General features: G+C 37.6%; 13 protein-coding genes. 8 read left to right on the top strand and 5 right to left on the bottom strand.

What is annotated here, in order from left to right; translation table 11 throughout:
* The first annotated feature begins 22 nt into the window (after positions 1 to 22).
* Positions 23 to 568, top strand: coding sequence for a DUF2058 domain-containing protein (locus AC1EU0_RS05740; protein ID WP_480301111.1), 546 nt, complete (start codon positions 23 to 25; stop codon positions 566 to 568).
* 78 nt (positions 569 to 646) lie between these two features.
* On the opposite strand, the gene AC1EU0_RS05745 is transcribed toward AC1EU0_RS05740, so the two are convergent.
* From AC1EU0_RS05745 to bepA, 3 genes are read right to left on the bottom strand one after another with little or no spacing between them, the layout of a single operon-like run.
* Positions 647 to 1,027: a DUF2069 domain-containing protein gene (locus tag AC1EU0_RS05745; protein WP_480301113.1), complete on the bottom strand. Its 381-nt coding sequence runs from the start codon at positions 1,025 to 1,027 to the stop codon at positions 647 to 649.
* Positions 1,027 to 1,377 carry an arsenate reductase (glutaredoxin) gene (gene arsC / locus AC1EU0_RS05750; protein ID WP_480301115.1) on the bottom strand — a complete coding sequence of 117 codons (351 nt, stop codon included), beginning with the start codon at positions 1,375 to 1,377 and terminating at the stop codon, positions 1,027 to 1,029. The genes AC1EU0_RS05745 and arsC overlap by 1 nt, the downstream gene beginning before the upstream one ends.
* Before the next feature lie 43 nt (positions 1,378 to 1,420).
* Positions 1,421 to 2,860 (bottom strand): beta-barrel assembly-enhancing protease, encoded by a 1,440-nt coding sequence (gene bepA / locus AC1EU0_RS05755; protein ID WP_480301556.1) that lies wholly within the window; start codon positions 2,858 to 2,860, stop codon positions 1,421 to 1,423.
* A 139-nt stretch (positions 2,861 to 2,999) separates the two neighbouring features.
* Between bepA and AC1EU0_RS05760 the strand changes: the two genes are divergently transcribed.
* From AC1EU0_RS05760 to rplY, 7 genes are all read left to right on the top strand, one after another.
* Positions 3,000 to 3,215, top strand: a complete 216-nt coding sequence (locus AC1EU0_RS05760; protein WP_480301116.1) for a sulfurtransferase TusA family protein — start codon at positions 3,000 to 3,002, stop codon at positions 3,213 to 3,215.
* A 23-nt stretch (positions 3,216 to 3,238) separates the two neighbouring features.
* A complete protein-coding gene (locus AC1EU0_RS05765; RefSeq protein WP_480301118.1) occupies positions 3,239 to 4,300 on the top strand; it encodes an AI-2E family transporter in 1,062 nt (353 codons plus the stop codon).
* Positions 4,301 to 4,612: 312 nt separating this feature from the next.
* A complete protein-coding gene (gene lpxM, locus AC1EU0_RS05770) occupies positions 4,613 to 5,548 on the top strand; it encodes a lauroyl-Kdo(2)-lipid IV(A) myristoyltransferase (RefSeq protein ID WP_480301120.1) in 936 nt (311 codons plus the stop codon).
* Between the two features lie 51 nt (positions 5,549 to 5,599).
* Positions 5,600 to 7,384: a DUF885 domain-containing protein gene (locus AC1EU0_RS05775; RefSeq protein WP_480301122.1), complete on the top strand. Its 1,785-nt coding sequence runs from the start codon at positions 5,600 to 5,602 to the stop codon at positions 7,382 to 7,384.
* A 445-nt stretch (positions 7,385 to 7,829) separates the two neighbouring features.
* Entirely contained in the window at positions 7,830 to 9,767 is a 1,938-nt protein-coding gene (locus AC1EU0_RS05780) for a hypothetical protein (RefSeq protein ID WP_480301123.1), read from the top strand.
* Positions 9,768 to 10,307: 540 nt separating this feature from the next.
* Positions 10,308 to 12,401 carry a prolyl oligopeptidase family serine peptidase gene (locus AC1EU0_RS05785; protein ID WP_480301125.1) on the top strand — a complete coding sequence of 698 codons (2,094 nt, stop codon included), beginning with the start codon at positions 10,308 to 10,310 and terminating at the stop codon, positions 12,399 to 12,401.
* Between the two features lie 154 nt (positions 12,402 to 12,555).
* Entirely contained in the window at positions 12,556 to 12,843 is a 288-nt protein-coding gene (gene rplY / locus AC1EU0_RS05790) for a 50S ribosomal protein L25 (protein ID WP_480301126.1), read from the top strand.
* Between the two features lie 48 nt (positions 12,844 to 12,891).
* Here the strand turns inward: rplY and AC1EU0_RS05795 are convergent, their stop codons facing one another.
* Positions 12,892 to 16,680, bottom strand: coding sequence for a translocation/assembly module TamB domain-containing protein (locus AC1EU0_RS05795; protein ID WP_480301128.1), 3,789 nt, complete (start codon positions 16,678 to 16,680; stop codon positions 12,892 to 12,894).
* Positions 16,677 to 18,506 (bottom strand): autotransporter assembly complex protein TamA, encoded by a 1,830-nt coding sequence (locus AC1EU0_RS05800; protein ID WP_480301130.1) that lies wholly within the window; start codon positions 18,504 to 18,506, stop codon positions 16,677 to 16,679. Before AC1EU0_RS05800 ends, AC1EU0_RS05795 begins: the two co-directional genes overlap by 4 nt.
* Positions 18,507 to 18,665: the final 159 nt, after the last annotated feature.

An 18,665-nucleotide genomic window follows, 5' to 3' on the forward strand; every position in this document is an offset into this window, starting at 1 on the left:
GATACAAAATAGAGAAACAATCATGGCAAATGCATTACAAGAGCAGCTATTAAAAGCGGGCTTAGCCAGTAAACAAAAAGTTCGTGACGTAAAAACCCAAAAGCGTCGAAACAAAAATCAAAAAGTTGATGATGGTTCGGCAGCTTTAAAACAACAAATTGCTGAGCAAAAACAGCAACAAGCTGAAAAAGATAAAGCGTTAAATGAACAGCGTTTTGCAGAAGCGATGGAGAAAGGGCAAGTTCGTTCTTTAATTACTGAATTTACGCGTACTGCACTTTCATTACCTTCTAACGGTGAAGTGAAGTTTAACTTTACGGTTGGAACAAAGGTACACGCAATTTACATCGATGACGCTATTCAGTCACAACTTTTGAATGGTAAGTTGGGTATCGTTCGCCACGAAGAGAAAACTTACGTCGTGCCTTTTAAGTTAGCTGAGCGAGTGAATTTATTAGTACCTGAATGGTGTGGATATTTAGCTTCAGAGGCAGATAAAACTGAAAATATGGTAGAAGATAATGATCCTTACGCGGATTATGTGATACCTGATGATTTGATGTGGTAATAGATAAAACAAGTCGTAACAATTAAGCCTATCTTAAAAAAAGCCCAACTACAGTCGGGCTTTTTTGATTTCAAGTGATCAGTTACTTTGATCTTTCTTCTTTTTAAGCCCTAAACCTAACTCTCGACCTCGAAAGCGTGCATAGTATGGAAATCCAACCAAAAGTAGAGAAATTAAAATGGTTTCAATAACAGCAAAAGTAAACCCGTTGTTAGCTACCCATAAGTTCGTAAGAGCGTGCAGCTCATATAGGCATAAAATGAAGCTTGCCCACGCAAATGTATAAGGGTTACCTTGAATCACTCCCTTTAACGGCAGCAGTAACGGAATGATCCATAGTGCAGTAAATGCAAAACTATAGGTTCCTGACAAGCCAAGCTGAATAAAGTAACCACTTAAAAGCAAAACTAATGCAATATAGCCAACTCTGCATAGTTGAAATAATGTTTGTGTTTGCATTAAATAATATCCAATACATTTTCTGGTGGGCGGCCAATCACAGCTTTATCATTGGCTAGTACGATAGGACGCTCAATGATTTTTGGTGTAACTGTCATAGCTTCAAAAAGCTGTTCGTCAGTTACAGACTCCTCAGCTAGATTTTGCTGTTTATAATCATCTTCTTTGGTTCGCATCATTTCACGTACAGAAACATTAAGCTTAGTATGAATGCTTTTTAGAGTAGATATTGAAGGCACATTTTTTAAGTATTCAACGATTTCAATTTCACACTTATTTTCTTCTAGTAGAGCAAGTGTCTGACGGCTCTTTGAGCAACGAGGGTTGTGAAAGATGGTTACTTTAGTCATGTTTTTTCCAATCTAATTGTTTAAGCCGAATTTTAACAAAAATCTATCGCTTAGATAATTTTTTTATTTCAATCTCGTATTGCCTGAATTGTCTTATTCTAGCTTCTATTCTTGCAAGTTGTAGTGGATCGTCTTGGCTTTGTTGGTGGGCGTAATTCAGTTGGTCAATAGCGCCATCATAATTTGCTTGCAATGCCATTATCTCTGCCTGTATATAGTGCTTCATCGACAAATTTTCACTTTTAGTATAAGCATCAAGTAACAATTGATATGCAACCATATTATCCCAATCATAAAAAATAGCGTCTTGAAGAATTGGTATGGCTTTCTTAGGCTTTCCTGCTTCAATATAAGCATGAGCTAAGTTCATCGTAATCACATGCGATGACGGTCTATCTTGATATTGGGTTGCTAACATGTCGATAGCTTGATGGTATTTCTTTACTTTGAGCAATAAGTCGGTTTTTGTGTCAATATAGAACAAATTGTCAGGATCTTTTTTGAGCAATTTATCAATTATTTCAGCTGATTCCTTTGTTTTATCTAGTTCGAATAATGCCAGTGCTTTGCCATAAAGTGCGGCATCTTTAAGGGCAAATGTTTTCAGTTCAAGCTGCTTATTAAAGATGGCTAATACAGCGTTTGGGCTATAGTCTGAAAACCTTACTTGAACTCTAGCTTTGGCTAATTGGAAATCAAGGCTAGCAGGAATATATCTGTGTGGATATTTTGATGCTCGATTACGTGCTTCTGTGATCCTTGATTTCGGAAGAGGGTGACTTTGTAAAATTTCTGGCAATCTTGTTGCGTATTGATATTTTCTTGCAAGCTTATTAAAGAAAAGATACGCTCCATCGGGATCAAAACCAGAATCAACCAGTGCATGCATGCCAATACGGTCTGCTTCTTTTTCATTGGAACGGGTATAGTTGATCTGGGCTTGTCTCGCAATTCCTGTTGTTGTCGCTAATGCGGCCATTCCTGCTTCTGGTGCCGCCACTGCCAATAGTAGTGAGCCTATCATACCGGCAATCATAGCTGGATTACTCCGAGACCTAGCTTCCATCGCCCTTGCTAAGTGTCTTTGGGTAACATGGGCAATTTCATGAGCATAAACGGAAGCAAGTTCACTCTCGTTGTCGGCATTTAGCAATAAGCCTGTATGAATGCCCACATGACCACCAAAGAATGCGAATGCATTAATTTCGTCGTTTTGTATTAAAAAGAAATCAAAAGACGTTTTTACGTCACGTGCATGTGCGACAAGCTTATTGCCTAATTCAGTGATGTATTGGTTTAAAAGAGGGTCGTATACCACAGGTCTAGTTGCCCGTTGTACACGCATGTAAATATCACCCAATTCATTTTCTTGATCGATCGTTAATGTACTTGAGGCTGCTGTACCTAGATCTGGAAGTTCGTTATTTGACCAAGCTAAATTAGATGAAGCAAGCATACTGGCTGTAAGTAAAGCCATTGTCATTTTTTTTAATTTTAAGAAACGCTTTTGTTTATTCAATGTAGACCTACTTTTAATCGATATATCACTAAAATAGGGGAGTCACTTGTGTTTTGCTTGTAACTTAGGATAATAGCCACAGTTACTTAAGAGCAAGCGTATTATGCAATTTATTGATTTAACTGATCACCGTTGTCCACTTGTTTTAGTTAAAGTAAAAATGGCTTTAAAAAGTCTAAATGTAGGTGAAAAGTTACATCTCGCCATATATGACCACCTGTCACGTAAAGATGTTCCCAAATTTTTACAACAACAGGGACACGAAGTTCAAATAATCAGCAATACTAAAGATAAGTTTGAATTTGTTGTAACCAAGTAATTATCCATATTAAGTGAAAACTCATGATTTCTTTACTTTCAGATTGGTATAAGTCCAAATTCAGTGACCCGCAAGCTGTTACTTTGGTGCTGATCCTTTTAACGTTATTTCTGACCATTTATTTCGCTGCTGGTATTCTAGCGCCATTAATCGTTGCGATAGTGTTAGCATTCTTATTAGAGTGGCCCGTTAAGCAGATGCATCGTATAGGCATAAATCGTACTGCTGGTTCATCTATCGTTTTGCTGGCATTTATAGGTCTAGTGTTGCTGTTAGTTTTGGGCGTATTACCCAGTGTTTGGAATCAAGGAATTGCGTTTATTTCTGAGTTACCCAAAATGCTTGATCAAGGCATGCTAATGGCGAAAGAACTCTCTACTAAGTATCCTGATTATATTAGTACAGATCAAATCAACAGCTTATTAAATGAAGCAAAAGCCTTATTAGATACAAAACATTTAATCAACCTTGGGCAACAGTTACTTGGATTTTCTGCATCTTTAATTGTTTTGATGATTTATGTGGTTTTAGTTCCATTGCTTGTTTTCTTTTTCTTGAAGGACAAGCGAGAATTATTGAATGGCGTGAAGCGCTTTTTTCCAAGTAACCGAGAATTAGCAGGGAAAGTTTGGTCGGAAATGCATCAACAATTGTTCAATTATATTCGTGGTAAAGTGATTGAAACGGTTGTAGTCGGTGTTGCTACTTATGTTTTCTTCTTATTTATGGATTTGAGATACGCTGCGTTACTGGGTTTATTAACAGGTTTATCTGTCTTGATCCCGTTTTTAGGTGCGGCTTTGGTTACCTTACCAATTCTACTGGTGACATTTTTTCAATTTGGAATCAGTCCAACGTTTGGTTATGTCATGCTAGGTTATGGAATTATCCAAGCACTTGACGGTAATGTCCTTGTGCCGTTGCTTTTTTCTGATGCTGTAGATCTCCACCCCGTTATCATCATTGCTGCGGTACTAACATTTGGAGGATTGTGGGGAGTATGGGGCGTGTTTTTTGCTATTCCATTGGCTTCATTGGTAAAAGCTGTAATTAACGCCTGGCCTGAACGAGAATTCGTTAACTAAATAACGAAGACGAGTCAGTACAAAGCTGTAGACACACAAAGTCAATTTGGTTCATTTGCCTTTCCTTGTACCTTTAAAAACGCTATGACCACCGGTGAGGTGGTCTTTTTTATTTTTCACTCAAAACACTTACAATCGCCGTTATATACTCACTTTTCTTGAACTTTACTTAGTTTTAGTACTCTACATTAGGTATAATCCAAAAATTAGATTTCAGTTACAAATAATTTACATCTATTTCTACAAATGTTTAAACTAGTTTGCTGTAACTAATAATTATAAAAATATAGATGTTCACGTGAGGTAGCCCGTTTGTCCTGCAAAAAAAGTAAATTGAATTGCGACTTTAAAGCAGAATTATTACACCCTAAGCATTGGTTTTCTTGGGTAGGTGTCGTGATTTTATTTTTAATTGGTCTGCTTCCAGCTAAAGTTAGAGAATCTATCGCTTCTAGACTTACAAATTTCGTTTATAAACTCTCAAAGAAACAAGTTAAAATATGTAAAGCCAATCTCAAAGCTTGCTTCCCTCAAAAATCAGATGATGACATTGAAATTTTAGTTAGAAACAATATTGAATACTTTTTGATGACGCTATTGGCTCAGTCTGAATTGATGGTTTGTAGCAAGAAGAAACTTCAGTCGTCAGTATCTCTAGCAGGTTATCAACATATCAAAAAAGCTCGCGATGAAGGTAAGCCAATTATTTTTGTATCACCACATGTGTGGGGACTAGAACATGCAGGTTTAAGGTTAAGTACTGAATTACCGATGATGGCGATGACAAAGGACCATCGAAACCCTGTTTTCCAGTGGTTATCCGTAAAAATTCGTAGTAGTCATGGTGGCCATGTGTATAAAAGAGAGGCTGGCATTCGTGCTATGATTTCTGCATTAAAAGAAGATAGAAGCTTTTTTTACTTGCCTGATGAAGACTTAGGTCCAGAGCAAAGTGTGCTAGCTCCATTTTTCAATACAGTTAAAGCTACTTTGCCCGTAGTTGGTCGATTAGCAAATGCTGGTAATGCTGTTGTTTTGCCTGTTTGTGTTGGTTATTCAAAACAAAATCATCGTTTCGAAGTCGAAGTTATGGATGCTTGCGATTTAAATTCCATTAAGTGTAAGCAGTCTGAGGCTCAGTGTTTAAATGATATGATTGAGCGTTCAATCATGGCACATCCTGAACAATATATGTGGTGTTTGAAAGTACTAAAAACTCGACCTGAAGGTGAAGCTTCATTGTATTAACAATCTAATTCAGTATTATGTTTCAAACTAAAATTAGTTAGGGACATAATAATGAAAAAGAGCTTATTAGCTATAGCGCTCACAACAGCACTAGTCGGAGTCACTGCATGTAGTGGCTCTTCTAACATAAAACAGGTTCAGTCTCCTCAACAAGCCCAAGTTAAAAACCAAGCATTCATAAAGTTTTCTAATCAGTTTATCGAGAGCCTTTGGAAACAATTTCCAACATGGGCAACGTACAGTGGTTACCATAAATATGATGATCTGCTAATTATTCCTAATGAAAACAGTCGAACTCAAACGCTATCTTTTGTTAAAAAGCAGCGTGATGCTTTAAAACAAATTAAGCTTTCTAACTTAACGACTAGTCAGTCCATTGATTATCGCTTGATTGAAAACGTTCTTGATAAAGTGGAGTGGGGAATTAGCAGTGGTAAGGCATGGCAATGGAATCCGGCACAATATAATGTTGCTGGTGGCTTTGCTCAAATCATCAATGAAGATTTTGCTCCACTTGACCAAAGATTAAAATCAGTTCTTAATCGTATGAAATATGTTGCTGATTATTATCAAGCAGCTAAAAACAGTATTTCTAACCCAACCTTGGAACATACGCTGCTAGCTATTCAACAGAACAAGGGAGGACTTGGGGTCTTCTCTGATGAACTAATCAAAAAAGCAGACAAATCTGGCTTAACTGATGCCGAAAAAAAACTGTTTGCCAAGAGAGTCAAACAAGTTAGAGAGGCAATTAACGGCTATGCTACTTGGCTTCAAGGTTTAGAAAAAGATCTTACTAAAAATGGTGCTCGCAGTTTTAGTATTGGCGAAAAGTTGTACGAACAAAAATTTGCACTGGATATCCAATCTGGAATGACGGCTAAACAACTCTTCACTAAAGCAGTAGCAGATAAAAGCCGTGTCCAAGCGGAAATGGTTAAATTAACAGGTGAATTGTGGCCAAAGTATTTTTCTGAACCACAACCAGATGATAAAAAGCTGGCGATTCGTAAGCTCATCGACAAATTATCTGTAAGGCATGTTAAGCGTGATGACTTTGTCGCAGAAGTTAAAAAACAAATCCCAGAACTTGTAGATTTTGTTAATAAAAAACAATTGATCACACTTGACCCATCTAAGCCTCTAGTCGTTCGTGAAACACCTGCTTATATGCGTGGTTTTGCAGGTGCATCTATTAGTGCGCCAGGCCCTTACGATAAGCATGGTAATACTTATTACAATGTTACACCACTTGATGCAATGACTGACGCACAAGCAGAAAGCTATTTGCGTGAATATAATCATTGGATTTTGCAAATTCTAAATATTCACGAAGCAATACCAGGCCATTACACTCAACTGGTATATTCAAATGAATCTCCAAGCTTAGTTAAAAGCTTATTCGGCAATGGCGCTATGATTGAAGGCTGGGCTGTATATACTGAACGTATGATGCTCGAAGAGGGATATAGTAACTTTGAGCCTGAAATGTGGTTAATGTATTACAAGTGGAATTTACGTGTAATATGCAACACCATTTTAGATTACAGCATTCAAGTTAAGGGTATGACTAAACAGCAAGGCTTGGATTTATTGATGAATGAAGCTTTCCAAGAACGTGCTGAAGCTGAAGGAAAGTGGCGCCGGGCGACGTTGAGTCAAGTACAGTTAACCAGTTACTATTCGGGTTATAGAGAAATCTATGATTTCCGAGAAGAATATAAACAGCGATTAGGCAATAAATTTGATTTACGTCAATTCCATGAAAAATTCCTAAGCTACGGAAGTGCGCCTGTAAAATACATTCGTCAACAGATGCTGTCAGAATTAAATTAGGGCCTGTTGATCTTTCGTGTTTATTTTTGCAGCGATAAATTGGTTATCTTATGCAAGGCGGAGTTTGTGTGGTGTGGTTGCTCCACATAAACAAACGATTACGCAGCAGAAGTGACCAATTTACGCTGTCTTCGATGCTTTTGAGCACTTCCTGTTCGGTGTTGTGAGTGACCAGCTTACTTAGATGACTAAGCTTCACTGCTCACGCCTTGAACAGAAAAGTGCTCAAATAGCACAAAATTTAATCCTGAAAGATCAACAGACCCTAATACTATTTAAGTAAGAAGTAATGCAATTAAAGGTTGTATTACTTCTTCTGCTCCTTCCTATAAAAATTCAGGTCTTATTTTTTATTCTTGCTAAGCTTAATAGCGATCGGCATTGAAGTGAGATCAAGTATCTCTACTTTGATGTTCAATGAAGTTAGTAAGTATTGGAGTAGATCATGTCACACAAAGGATTGTTTGTTGCTGTTTTTTCACTATTTCTTGCTGCCTGTAATGATGGCTCATCATCGAATGAAAATGGTACTGCCATAGCGGTGATCGCTGACGATTACATGCAAAATGTTGTCGTCTGCTCGGACTGTAATAAGAATATGCTGTGTGATACAAAAGAAAAACAATCAACCTCAAATGAAGATGGGGTTGTTTTTTCGAATGATCTCGACATGGAGTGTCCTTTATTAGCAAATGTTGCACTTGACTCAACGATTAAAGCAACTGCAAAACAATCAGAAGTCGAGTTTAAAATGGTATCTCCAGCAGGTTGTGAGAACATCAGCCCAATGTCGAGCTTACTAAGTCAAGAGATAAGCTCAACAGTATCCAAATCCAAAGCTAAGAATGCATTGAAATCAGCGATGCTGACAGATCTCGACATCTGTATGGACTTCTTAAAAACTAAAAATGATTCAGACGCTACTCCGTTTGAAAAGCATGAAGCAAAAATTTATAAAACCATTTCTCAGGATTATATTGCCGATTACTCTCGCCGTAGTCAGTTAATCGAGCAGAGTAGTGAGCTAAGTAATTTGTCCGGTAAGTACCTTCATGAACTCATTACTTACCGAATTTGGCGTAAACTTGATAAGTATCGCAGTATCCCAACACAGGGGTTAACTACCTCTGCATCAACAAGCTCTCAAGTAGTAAGTGATAATGACTCATCAGATGATGAAGCTGGGGATTTAGGTTACGAAGATTACTTAAATCAAGAATTAGATGATGCAACAAGTGTTAACTTATTCTTCACTTTTAACGGTAATACTGGTGCTGATTTGATTAGATTTCATGATGTGCAAGACGGACTTAAAACGACGAGTCTTCGTTACAATGATGGAGCGCTAACTGAATTTCAAAATTATTTTGAACCAGAACAAAATGAAACAATTGAAAGACCGAGCGTATTAGGTAAAAACGGTTATTTAGGTATTACTAATTCCAATGACTCTCTCACTTCACTAAGTATCTATTATGATCATAAATTTGTTGATGAAACAATTCAGATTGGAGCAATAAGCGAACAAATCAATGGGTTGGAATTAACAAACCGTACATACAAACAGTTAAATTACGCCATAACATCAGATTTGTTTTTCATCGAAGGATTACCTGTCCGCATTTTAATGGACGGGTTTGGCGGCATTCCGTCATGGGCTATTGCGACTAAAGGCAGTGACATTACATTTCCAGATAATACCTCTTCTTTTGCATATAGAACAAACATTGTTCCTTTAGTTAATACTGTTATCTTTGAAGATACAGGAAATTGCTCTCCTCAAGCCGATGATCCAATCAGTAACTTATGCAATTATATTGATGTCATTAGGCCTAATGTTCGAACTAAAGGTGCAAAGAGGGTTTCAACTTATTTGAATAAAAAAACAAAATCTGGATATATATATCCAGCAACAGTTGGTGAAATACCTGACGTTTTGTATTTAGGTACAATAGGAAATAATGCATCGCTAAATGGTACCCATATACTCGCTTATAAGTACTCTAATGAAGAATTTAAAATTTCCTTTGTTAAAGGTGACTTGAATTCAATAACTCTAGAGGAAAATGGTGGTTCAGAAAGAATTAACCTCAAATTTTTTAATGGTACTAAGGACATTACTAATAATGATCTCTTTGCAACAGCTAACTGGGGAATATCAAAAGTAAATGGTCATGAGGTGGCGGTAATAACTATCCCAAACTCAATAAGGCAGTTATTGCCTCAGTTACCACGTTTGCTCGCTATTACAAAATTGGGTGGTTTTGATAGATATGGAGATTTTGTGCAGCGCTTCGGTGCCAGAGGGCAAGAACTCTTAGGAGTAAACCAGACAATATTTTCTGTAGTTGAAGAAGCTTTGAACCAGAGTCAATCTAAATAAAGTATCTAATTTTATCCCTCTATATATGTATGGAATTTGGCAGTTATTTCTACTGCCAAATCTATCTCAAAATTGTGTGACTTTTTCACATGACCCATTAGTGCAGGACTCATATTTTCCCTTTCTCTTATTCCATAATGCAAAATAGAACCGGCTGTAAATAAACGAAATCCGGATTACTCTTCAGAGTATATAAACTCTGCTTATGTAGTTAACTTTCGCCTTTCATATGCAAGCTCTACAGCACAGTTACTTATGCGTATTTTGCGTTATAACTGCCCGAAATTGAAACGCAGTAACGACAATATTATATGTCGGAACTGGCGATTAATAGCTGTCCTGTCTTGAGCTATTGAGCTACACAAAATATTCGGTATTGTAGATAAAAGTTTATTTTTATACTGTAAATCATGATGTTATTGGTTTTGTTATACAAGGATGAGGCTAGTTTGACCCGCTTTGCTACTCAGTTGTTAATATATGTTTATAAAATATGCTGATTTGATATATTACGGGGGTAATTTTTAAAGGGATATAACAATGAATAAGAATCTACAGCCGCTCGTTTTTGTAGGTGCAATCGCAGCTATAAGTTCTGCGCAAGCGCATGAAGACAAATTCCAATGGCTTGAAGATGTGCATGGTAAAAAGCCAATGCAGTGGGTAAGCCAAAAAAATGAACATTCCGCTAAGCAAATCAAAGCTTATCCGAAGTTTGGTGAGTTGGTTGAAAACAGCTTAGCCATTTATAACTCCAAACACCGTATTGCTTATGCAAACAAACGTGGTGATTATCTATATAACTTCTGGAAAGATGAAAATAATACTCGTGGAGTATATCGCCGCACCACGATGAATGAATACCTAAAAGAAAATCCAAAGTGGGAAACTGTTCTTGATATTGATGCTTTAGGAAAAAATGAAGGGGTTAATTGGGTTTATAAAGGAATGCGCTGCCATTACCCTGAAAACGAAAGGTGTTTGGTTAGTCTTTCCCGCGGTGGAGCTGATGCTGTTGAAGTTCGAGAATTTGATCTTTCTACTAAGTCATTTGTTCCACAATCGCAAAAGCCGTTTTTCTTACCAGAAGCCAAATCTAATGTATCTTGGATTGACAAAGATACTTTGTTTGTTGGTACCGATTTTGGTGATGGTAAAAGTATGACGGATTCTGGTTATCCTCGAGTCGTCAAAATATGGAAACGTGGTGAACCGCTTTCAAAAGCTAAACTTCTATTTGCTGGTGATAAAAAATCTGTATCGGTTGGTGGTTATGTCGCCTACGATGATAAAACGCCGCTGCCTTTGGTGTACGACAGCACTTCATTTTATACAGCAGATTATAAAGTCTATAAAAATGGTAAATTGATAGATTTACCATTACCTAAAGATGCTGACATTTCTGGATATTTCAAAGGTAATTTATTTGTTGAGTTAAAGACTGAGTTAAAAGCAAATGGTAAAACTTTTAAACAAGGTTCTATTGTATTCACTCCAATTGATAAATTGATTGCTCAAAATCCTGTCTTTACCTTATTTGCAGAGCCTACAAAAACTACGGCCATTTCTGGAATTAGTTTTACCCAAAGCTCAGTATTTATTAATTGGTTAGATAACGTAAAAAGTAAATTGGTTCGCTATCAACAAGATGAAAATGGCAAGTGGCAACACTCAGTGGTTTCATTTCCAGAAAACGGCTCAATAAGCGTATCTAATGTTCAACGAGATAGTGATGAGTTCTTTGTAAGTTACAAAAGCTTTTTAGAACCATCGACTCTGTATCGTGTTGATGGTAAGTCCCTCAAATATTCAAAGCTAAAAGGAATGCCGCAACAATTCGCCGCTGATAAATTCGAGAGCAAGCAGTTTTTTGCAACGTCAAAAGATGGCACTAAAGTACCTTATTTTGTGGTAATGGCTAAAAATGTAAAATTAAACGGTAAGAATCCAACTCTGCTATACGGCTATGGCGGTTTTGAGATTTCACTACGCCCATCATACTCTGCGTTAACGGGTAAAAACTGGCTAGAGCAGGGTGGTGTTTACGTGTTAGCTAATATTCGCGGCGGTGGTGAATATGGTCCTGCATGGCACCAAGCTGCATTGAAGAATAATCGTCATAAAGCTTATGAAGATTTTGAAGCCGTCGCGGAAGACTTAATTGCACGTAACATTACATCCAGTCGCCATTTAGGTATTCAAGGTGGTAGTAACGGTGGTTTATTAGTAGGTGCGGCTTTTACTCGTCGCCCAGAACTTTATAATGCTGTTGTTTGCCAAGTGCCTTTGTTAGATATGAAGCGCTTTAATAAGTTACTTGCAGGTGCAAGTTGGATGGGTGAGTACGGAAACCCTGATGCAGCTGCCGAGTGGAACTATATAAAAACTTACTCGCCTTATCATAATTTAAGTAAAGATAAGCAATATCCAAAGGTTTTCTTTACTACTTCAACTCGTGATGACCGTGTACACCCAGCACATGCTCGTAAGATGGTCGCCAAAATGGAAGACATGGGTTTTGATGTTCTCTATTATGAAAACATTGAAGGTGGCCATGCAGGAGCTGCAGATAATAACCAAGCTGCGGAACTTAAGGCGCTTACTTATGCCTATTTAATGCAGCAGTTACGTTAAAACCTGTTAGGTATAAAGTACCTGTCGATAAGTTCTTTGAAAATTATTATAGTCAGGTACTTAAGTTCGTGATAAACTCCGCGAGCTTTTCATGAGTCAGGACTGGTCGAGGTTCTGACTTTTTATTTTAACGAATTATATAAGTGAGAAAGATATGTCTTACACTTTTAACGCTGAAATCCGCACTGAAGTGGGGAAAGGTTCGAGCCGCCGCCTACGTCGTGCTGGAAAACTTCCTGCAGTTGTATATGGCAAAGGTAAAGAGCCTATGTCAATCATTCTTGAGCACAAAGATATCATCAACATTCAACTAAATGATGATTTCTATACAACTGACCTAACTGTTGTTGTTGACGGTAAAGAAGTTAAAGTTCGCGCTCAAGCTATGCAACGCCATTCGTTCAAGCCAATGGTTGAGCACATCGATTTCGTTTACGCATAATAATACGTATTCAGTCGATAAAAAGCGCCTTTAGGCGCTTTTTTTGTGTTAGTTGAAACTAAATCTATAGTAAATATCTAGGGACTGACCCACAGCGCTAGATACGGTTTCTAAGTAAAGCTGAGAGAGAAGATAAAAGCGCAAACTTAACTCATAGCCAGGGTTAAAGACTCCATAACCGTATTTTACTAATAACCTATTACCAATATAGCCACTAACGGCTACTTTTCCTTCATCATTAGCATTTAGTTGTACGTTTTTAACTCCTATCTTATTTAATACATTTTCTGCAGAATTACTGATGGAGCTAATAGGGTTATTTCCTGCCTGTTTTCCTATCGTAAGTGCAGCGCTTAGCAGTAAGCTGTTATTTGAATTGTCGCCGTCATCATTGAAAAAGCTATGGCCTTGGAATAGATACGATACAATTTCAGCTTGTTCTTTTACTGGATTCGAGAACAGTTGTACATTCGGTTTTAGAGCTGGGCCTGTTATCTTAACACCGACAGTTAGATCTTCATCTTGAATGATTTTGACTGCGGCAATATTAATGTTTGGATTGGTAGGAGGGCCAACGAACTCAAGATTCCCGTCCGTTATATTCAAAGTTTGCCCTAAAAATCGGTAACTTCCATTTAAGACTTTAATAGAGCCAAAAAGCAAAGGAGTTTCTTGTTGTTTTTGACGTAAACTGATTTTGCCGCCTAAGTTTGCAGCTAACCCCATTCCTTTAATCGCTACCTTATCGCTGACATTAATATCTAGATTAGTAATAAGCTTTACTAAGCTTGAATTTAGGTTCTTTTGTTTTTGATTTACGAAGACTACATCATCCGATAGCGGTGTGCCTTCCTTTGGTAAGGGGGCAATAGTTATAGTTCCATCAGGTACACTAACTTTCCCTGTAACCGCAACCTGGCTTCCATCTATATCTATGTGAATATCTGGGTTTACTGTCAATATAGCCAAGGGTGGTTTGATGACACTAAGGCCGTTTCCTTTTAAGGCTAATTTCCCTGTTAGCTTTTGAGCTTTCCAATTTAATGCACCAGTTAACGATGCATTGCCTTCATCCATATTCCATTTACTCGAAATATCTACCTTTTGATCTTTAACAACTAGATCAGCATTTAATGCATGAATACGAGTCGGATTGTTTGCTAAAACAAGCTCAGCATTTTTAATTGAAATATCGCCATCTAATAAGGGTTTTTTTAGTGTGCCCAAAATGTTGAGTTTGCTCGATAAATTGCCATTGAGTGTACGTAAAGTAGGGATAAATTCAGTAATAGGGGCAAAATTGATATTTTTGATATCAAGCGTGCCCTTAAGAGGATGGTCAGGTTCAACACCTACATTTACCTGAGCATTTAAATGCGCCAAGTTTTGAGATTTAAAGTTTGATTTGAGTGAAAGCCATTTATGGCTGAGATCTCCAGAAAGAGAAAAGGATTGAAAGCTAAATTCTTTTGGTACATTTTTATGAGCAAAAAGGCGAACTTTCCCCGATGGCATCTGTAACAAGAGGTTGCCGCTAGGCTTTTGCCCTTGTTGCCACTCTAGCTTTGAGGTTATACGGGCATTTCCTACTAACTCTAGGTGCTTAGGTAAGTAAGGTTTGGTTAGTTCTTTCAGTTCACCATTGAAACTAAGCTCTGCATTTCCAGACGCTCCTATTTTAGCTTCATTGTTTAAACACAAGCCTTCTCCATTATGCAGTAAGCAAAAAGGGCTGACGATGGCAAGTTTTTTAGTATTACTCCAATTGCCATTGATGGTCTTATTTAGTCGCCACATTGTATGTTTGGTAAAGACATCAAAGCGAGGCAAATTGAATGACCAACCCAAATTAGTTTTTTTTGAATTTAGTTTTAAATGGGCGTTGAGCTTACTATGAATTGTGACTTCAGATGATTGATGTGTGAGATTTGCTTGTGCTTTTACTTGCAGAAAACGTAATTTGTGATTGTAGATACTTAGATTGGTTATCTGTGTCAGGCTATCTGTATAGTGTTTTTTTAATGGGAAGTAACTTCCAGAACTTTTTATTGTTTCAAGTTGATAGTCTTGATATTTAACATCATGACCAATTAGCTTGAAATCAAATTTAGCTTGCTTTTGTGGGGAAGAAACAAAATCAGAGCTGATACTTCCGCTTAGGGCAGGGACTAAAGTCGATAATTCCTTAATTATTAGTTTACCCTGAAGCTCACTGTTGTCATGTTGAGCGAGTTGAAGTTCACTCCCCATAAACTTAGCTGTGAAGCCTTGGCTGTTTAAGTGGTAGTCGGAATTGAATTCCAGACTGCCTTTTACAATAAGCGGAGAGGAGTCATATGAGCCTGTTAGATTGCTATCTTTAATCCCAATTTGCCAATGATTAGTATGAATTTTTCCTTTCGATATAAGCCGACCGTTTAAAGCAACTTCTGGGATTTCTTCACTAAACTTTTGACCAAACATTTTAAGTCGAAAATGCTCAAAGCTAGTGTCTAAATCCCACAAATATTGATCTTTCCATGCAACCATACCCGTAGCGTTAATATTGCCCGAACTGGATTTAATAATAAGCCGTTTTATCTGGGTTTCTGTATCAGAGATTTTCCCCGCTACATTAAGGTCAACTTGAGGTATAAATGGTGTTTTAAAATGTCCTTTAGCATTTAAATTTACAGAGTCTAGATCACCTGTTGCTGTAAGTTGAGTTTTACTGGCGTAAACCAAACCCTGTGCTAGCTTCCATCTGCCTTCTAATTTTTTGATGTTAGCTGAAAATGGTATGTTTGGCTTAACAATAGCTGCTTCACCCGAAGCCTTAGCCGTTATGTCACCATTCAATAGCAGCGAATACTTTAAGCTTGACAAATTATTTGATAGTTCAGCTGTTATCAACTGATGCTCCATATCTTTGAGATAGTGTAACCAAGGGAGCGATGTATTAAGTTTGTTTTTACGGTTATCAAGTTTCAACAACAGTTTAATATTTAATGGGTAGTTTCCTGAAAAGTTGACCTCGCCATTTAAATCAGTAGTTATATTGCTATGGGATAATTGCGCTTTTTTAACTCTTAATTGACTTCCTCGCCAAACGCCATCAAGCATGATTTGTTTAAACCTTATAAGGTTACCATCAAGCTCAAGTTGAGAGTTCAGCAAATTGGAATTATGAACAGTCAGTTGAAAGGGAAGAGTTACTTGTGGAAGTGTTATCGGTTGATTTTGATTTTGGTGATGAGGTGTAGTTGATTTAGTAGACTTGGATTTGGGCCAGACACCGGACATAGAGAATTGATTAGAGCTTAACTGGGTAATTATCAGACCTGTAGTTAACCATTGAGCCGAAAACGCCAAGTTACTACTAGCATACTTTTGCTCATTTAAAAAAACACTAATGTCTTGAAAATGTGCTTTTTGGGTTATGAGTCCAAACGGAAGCTGGAATTCATTAGCGCTTTTTTCAGTTGTATGATGAGTGTTTGAGGCTTCTTGTTTCTTTGACTGGTTCGCTGTATCAAGTTTTATAAGTGTTTTAGTCGCTTTAATGTCAGTGATACAAAGCCGCTGCTGCAATAAACAGTGAGGTTGCCATGTAAGTGCAATATCTTGAGAGGTGATAGAAACGCCACTATCATTCCAGCCGAAATCTTTTAAATGTATGGTCTTATTTAAAGTGCCACTTTGATAACTGGCTTTAAATTGCGGAATTAATATGTTCAATGCCGATACTGTAATTTGGCTGCCAAATGGCGTACCAACCAATAAAGCAAGCATAACGAATAGTGCTATAGGTATGTAAATCAAACCACGGCAGAAATGCCGAACAATTTTCCAGTTCATAGTTCGGCACCCATGGTTAGATGTATTCTCCAAGACCTTGGAACAGTATTGGTGTGATTTAAGCCTGTCGCTAAATCTAATCGAATTGGTCCTATCGGAGAAATCCAATGTATGCCAGTACCAGCAGAAACAATCGGTTTTAATTGACTGGTATCAAGCGCATTGCCTGCATCGACAAAGGTAGCTAGGCGCCAGCTAGGGGTGACATAGTACTGGTACTCTGCGCTACCCACTGCTAAGTATCGCCCACCTACAACTTGTCTGTGACGGCCAGTACTGTCAGTGTAATCAATAAATGGTCCAAGTTCTTGATATCCATAACCTCTGATACTTTGATCACCACCAGCAAAATATCGTAATGAAGGGGCTATTTCTGGTAAGTTAGTTCTTTTAGCAATATTAAGCCCTAAATCCAGCCTTGTTACAAACCTGTGTCTATCCCAAGGTGTAAAAATCCATTTAAACTGAGCTTGTAATCGCGTTAAGTTGATACTTGAACCTAAAGCTGTACTTGCTTGCTCAACTCGATACGATTGCCTAAAACCAAATTGTGGATCTAGCGGGTTGGCCATATCTTTAACCGTTCTAGTTAACGCGATATTGAGCAATATATACTTAGGGTTGTATGTGATATTTTCTTGAGTGTATTTACTTCTAACCCCTTGAATTGAATAGTTCAAAATCCAATCGTTTTTAAATTGTTGTTGCCGACCAACACCTATCAAATATTGGGTTGCTTCAAGTTTATTTTTGGTTTCAAACCTTTGGTCATTGGGATCAAAGTCTTGTGTCACTCCATACTTGTCTTGTTGTAAGCCTACCTGAAGCTGTAATTGGTCATTTATTGGGTGGGTCAAAGGTATTTTATAAGTCGTTAGGAACTTGGGGCGTTCTGGTGACCATTCCACAGTAGTTCTTTGTGAGTGCCCATACTTGTTAATTTGAGGCATTTCCCAAGCTACTCGAACCCTTGGGTCGATATCCCTCTCACTAGATGTGCCAATGTCAGCTCCTAAACCAAGTTCAACAATGTTTCTATCTTTATTAGCTAGCTCGACCTTTAACGGAATTTTATGGTTTGCTGAGTGGTGCAACCGGGGTAAAACTTTAATACTGGAAAAATATCCAGTAGAACTTAACTCTTTATTAAACTCGGATAACCAATGGCTAGAATATGGAGAACCTTTTGGGAAGGGAATCAGCTTTTGTAGCACGTTATCATTAAGGGTTTGCCCAGTAAAATTAACATCGCCAAAGAAGTAACGCTTACCTGAGTCTAAATTAAGAGCGATATTTGCTTTACTTGTGTCGCGATTTACTAAGATTTCTGACTTTGTATAGGCTGCATCAAAATAGCCATTGTCTATTGCTAATGCCGCAAGGGAGGATTTTATATCCTCATAAGTGCCGTGATTAAGCTGCTGACCAGTTTTTATTTTGAGTTCAGAGCGCCATTTTAGGTAATCAGGGTCATTTCTCAATTCACCGTCAATGTGAATATTAATATTGGATATGATGGTAGCTTTGCCTGGCTCAACATCGATTTGAAATTGCCATACTCCCTTGGTTAATTCTGTTTCTATTTGTGAGTGATAATAACCACGAGATTCCATCGCTTCACGTATTTTGCTTTCTGCATTAAAAATAAAAGCGCGACGTAAGGCTTTTGAAGTCGGAAGTGGACCGAGGTGAGCCTCAATGTTTTTGGTTAATGATTCATTTACACCTTTTATTTCTACATCAATGAACTGATTACTTTTTCCTGATGCAGAAAAAGCGATTAAAGCTAACAGAATTAATGAGGTAGAGGCGTTGTACTTTTTCAATTATGTCTTTTGGGTTGGTAGGGCGAACCTAGATATTTTCGGTATAGGTTCATTGTGGTCAGGAATCGGTCACCATGCAAGGAAAAAGGCAAAAACTGCATAGTGTAGCAAGACATACTTCAGCTATTATTCGTAAGCGCTTTTTTTAGCCTCAATATG

Source organism: Parashewanella sp. 2210YD4-3, assembly GCF_056591735.1.

Excerpts from the sequence above, each read along its gene's own strand:
- rplY (WP_480301126.1), top strand. The coding sequence starts at position 12,556 with ATGTCTTACACTTTTAACGCTGAAATCCGCACTGAAGTGGGGAAAGGT.
- AC1EU0_RS05795 (WP_480301128.1), bottom strand. The coding sequence starts at position 16,680 with ATGAACTGGAAAATTGTTCGGCATTTCTGCCGTGGTTTGATTTACATA.
- arsC (WP_480301115.1), bottom strand. The coding sequence starts at position 1,377 with ATGACTAAAGTAACCATCTTTCACAACCCTCGTTGCTCAAAGAGCCGT.
- AC1EU0_RS05760 (WP_480301116.1), top strand. The coding sequence starts at position 3,000 with ATGCAATTTATTGATTTAACTGATCACCGTTGTCCACTTGTTTTAGTT.
- AC1EU0_RS05785 (WP_480301125.1), top strand. The coding sequence starts at position 10,308 with ATGAATAAGAATCTACAGCCGCTCGTTTTTGTAGGTGCAATCGCAGCT.
- AC1EU0_RS05740 (WP_480301111.1), top strand. The coding sequence starts at position 23 with ATGGCAAATGCATTACAAGAGCAGCTATTAAAAGCGGGCTTAGCCAGT.
- AC1EU0_RS05775 (WP_480301122.1), top strand. The coding sequence starts at position 5,600 with ATGAAAAAGAGCTTATTAGCTATAGCGCTCACAACAGCACTAGTCGGA.
- AC1EU0_RS05765 (WP_480301118.1), top strand. The coding sequence starts at position 3,239 with ATGATTTCTTTACTTTCAGATTGGTATAAGTCCAAATTCAGTGACCCG.
- bepA (WP_480301556.1), bottom strand. The coding sequence starts at position 2,860 with ATGACAATGGCTTTACTTACAGCCAGTATGCTTGCTTCATCTAATTTA.
- AC1EU0_RS05780 (WP_480301123.1), top strand. The coding sequence starts at position 7,830 with ATGTCACACAAAGGATTGTTTGTTGCTGTTTTTTCACTATTTCTTGCT.
- AC1EU0_RS05745 (WP_480301113.1), bottom strand. The coding sequence starts at position 1,027 with ATGCAAACACAAACATTATTTCAACTATGCAGAGTTGGCTATATTGCA.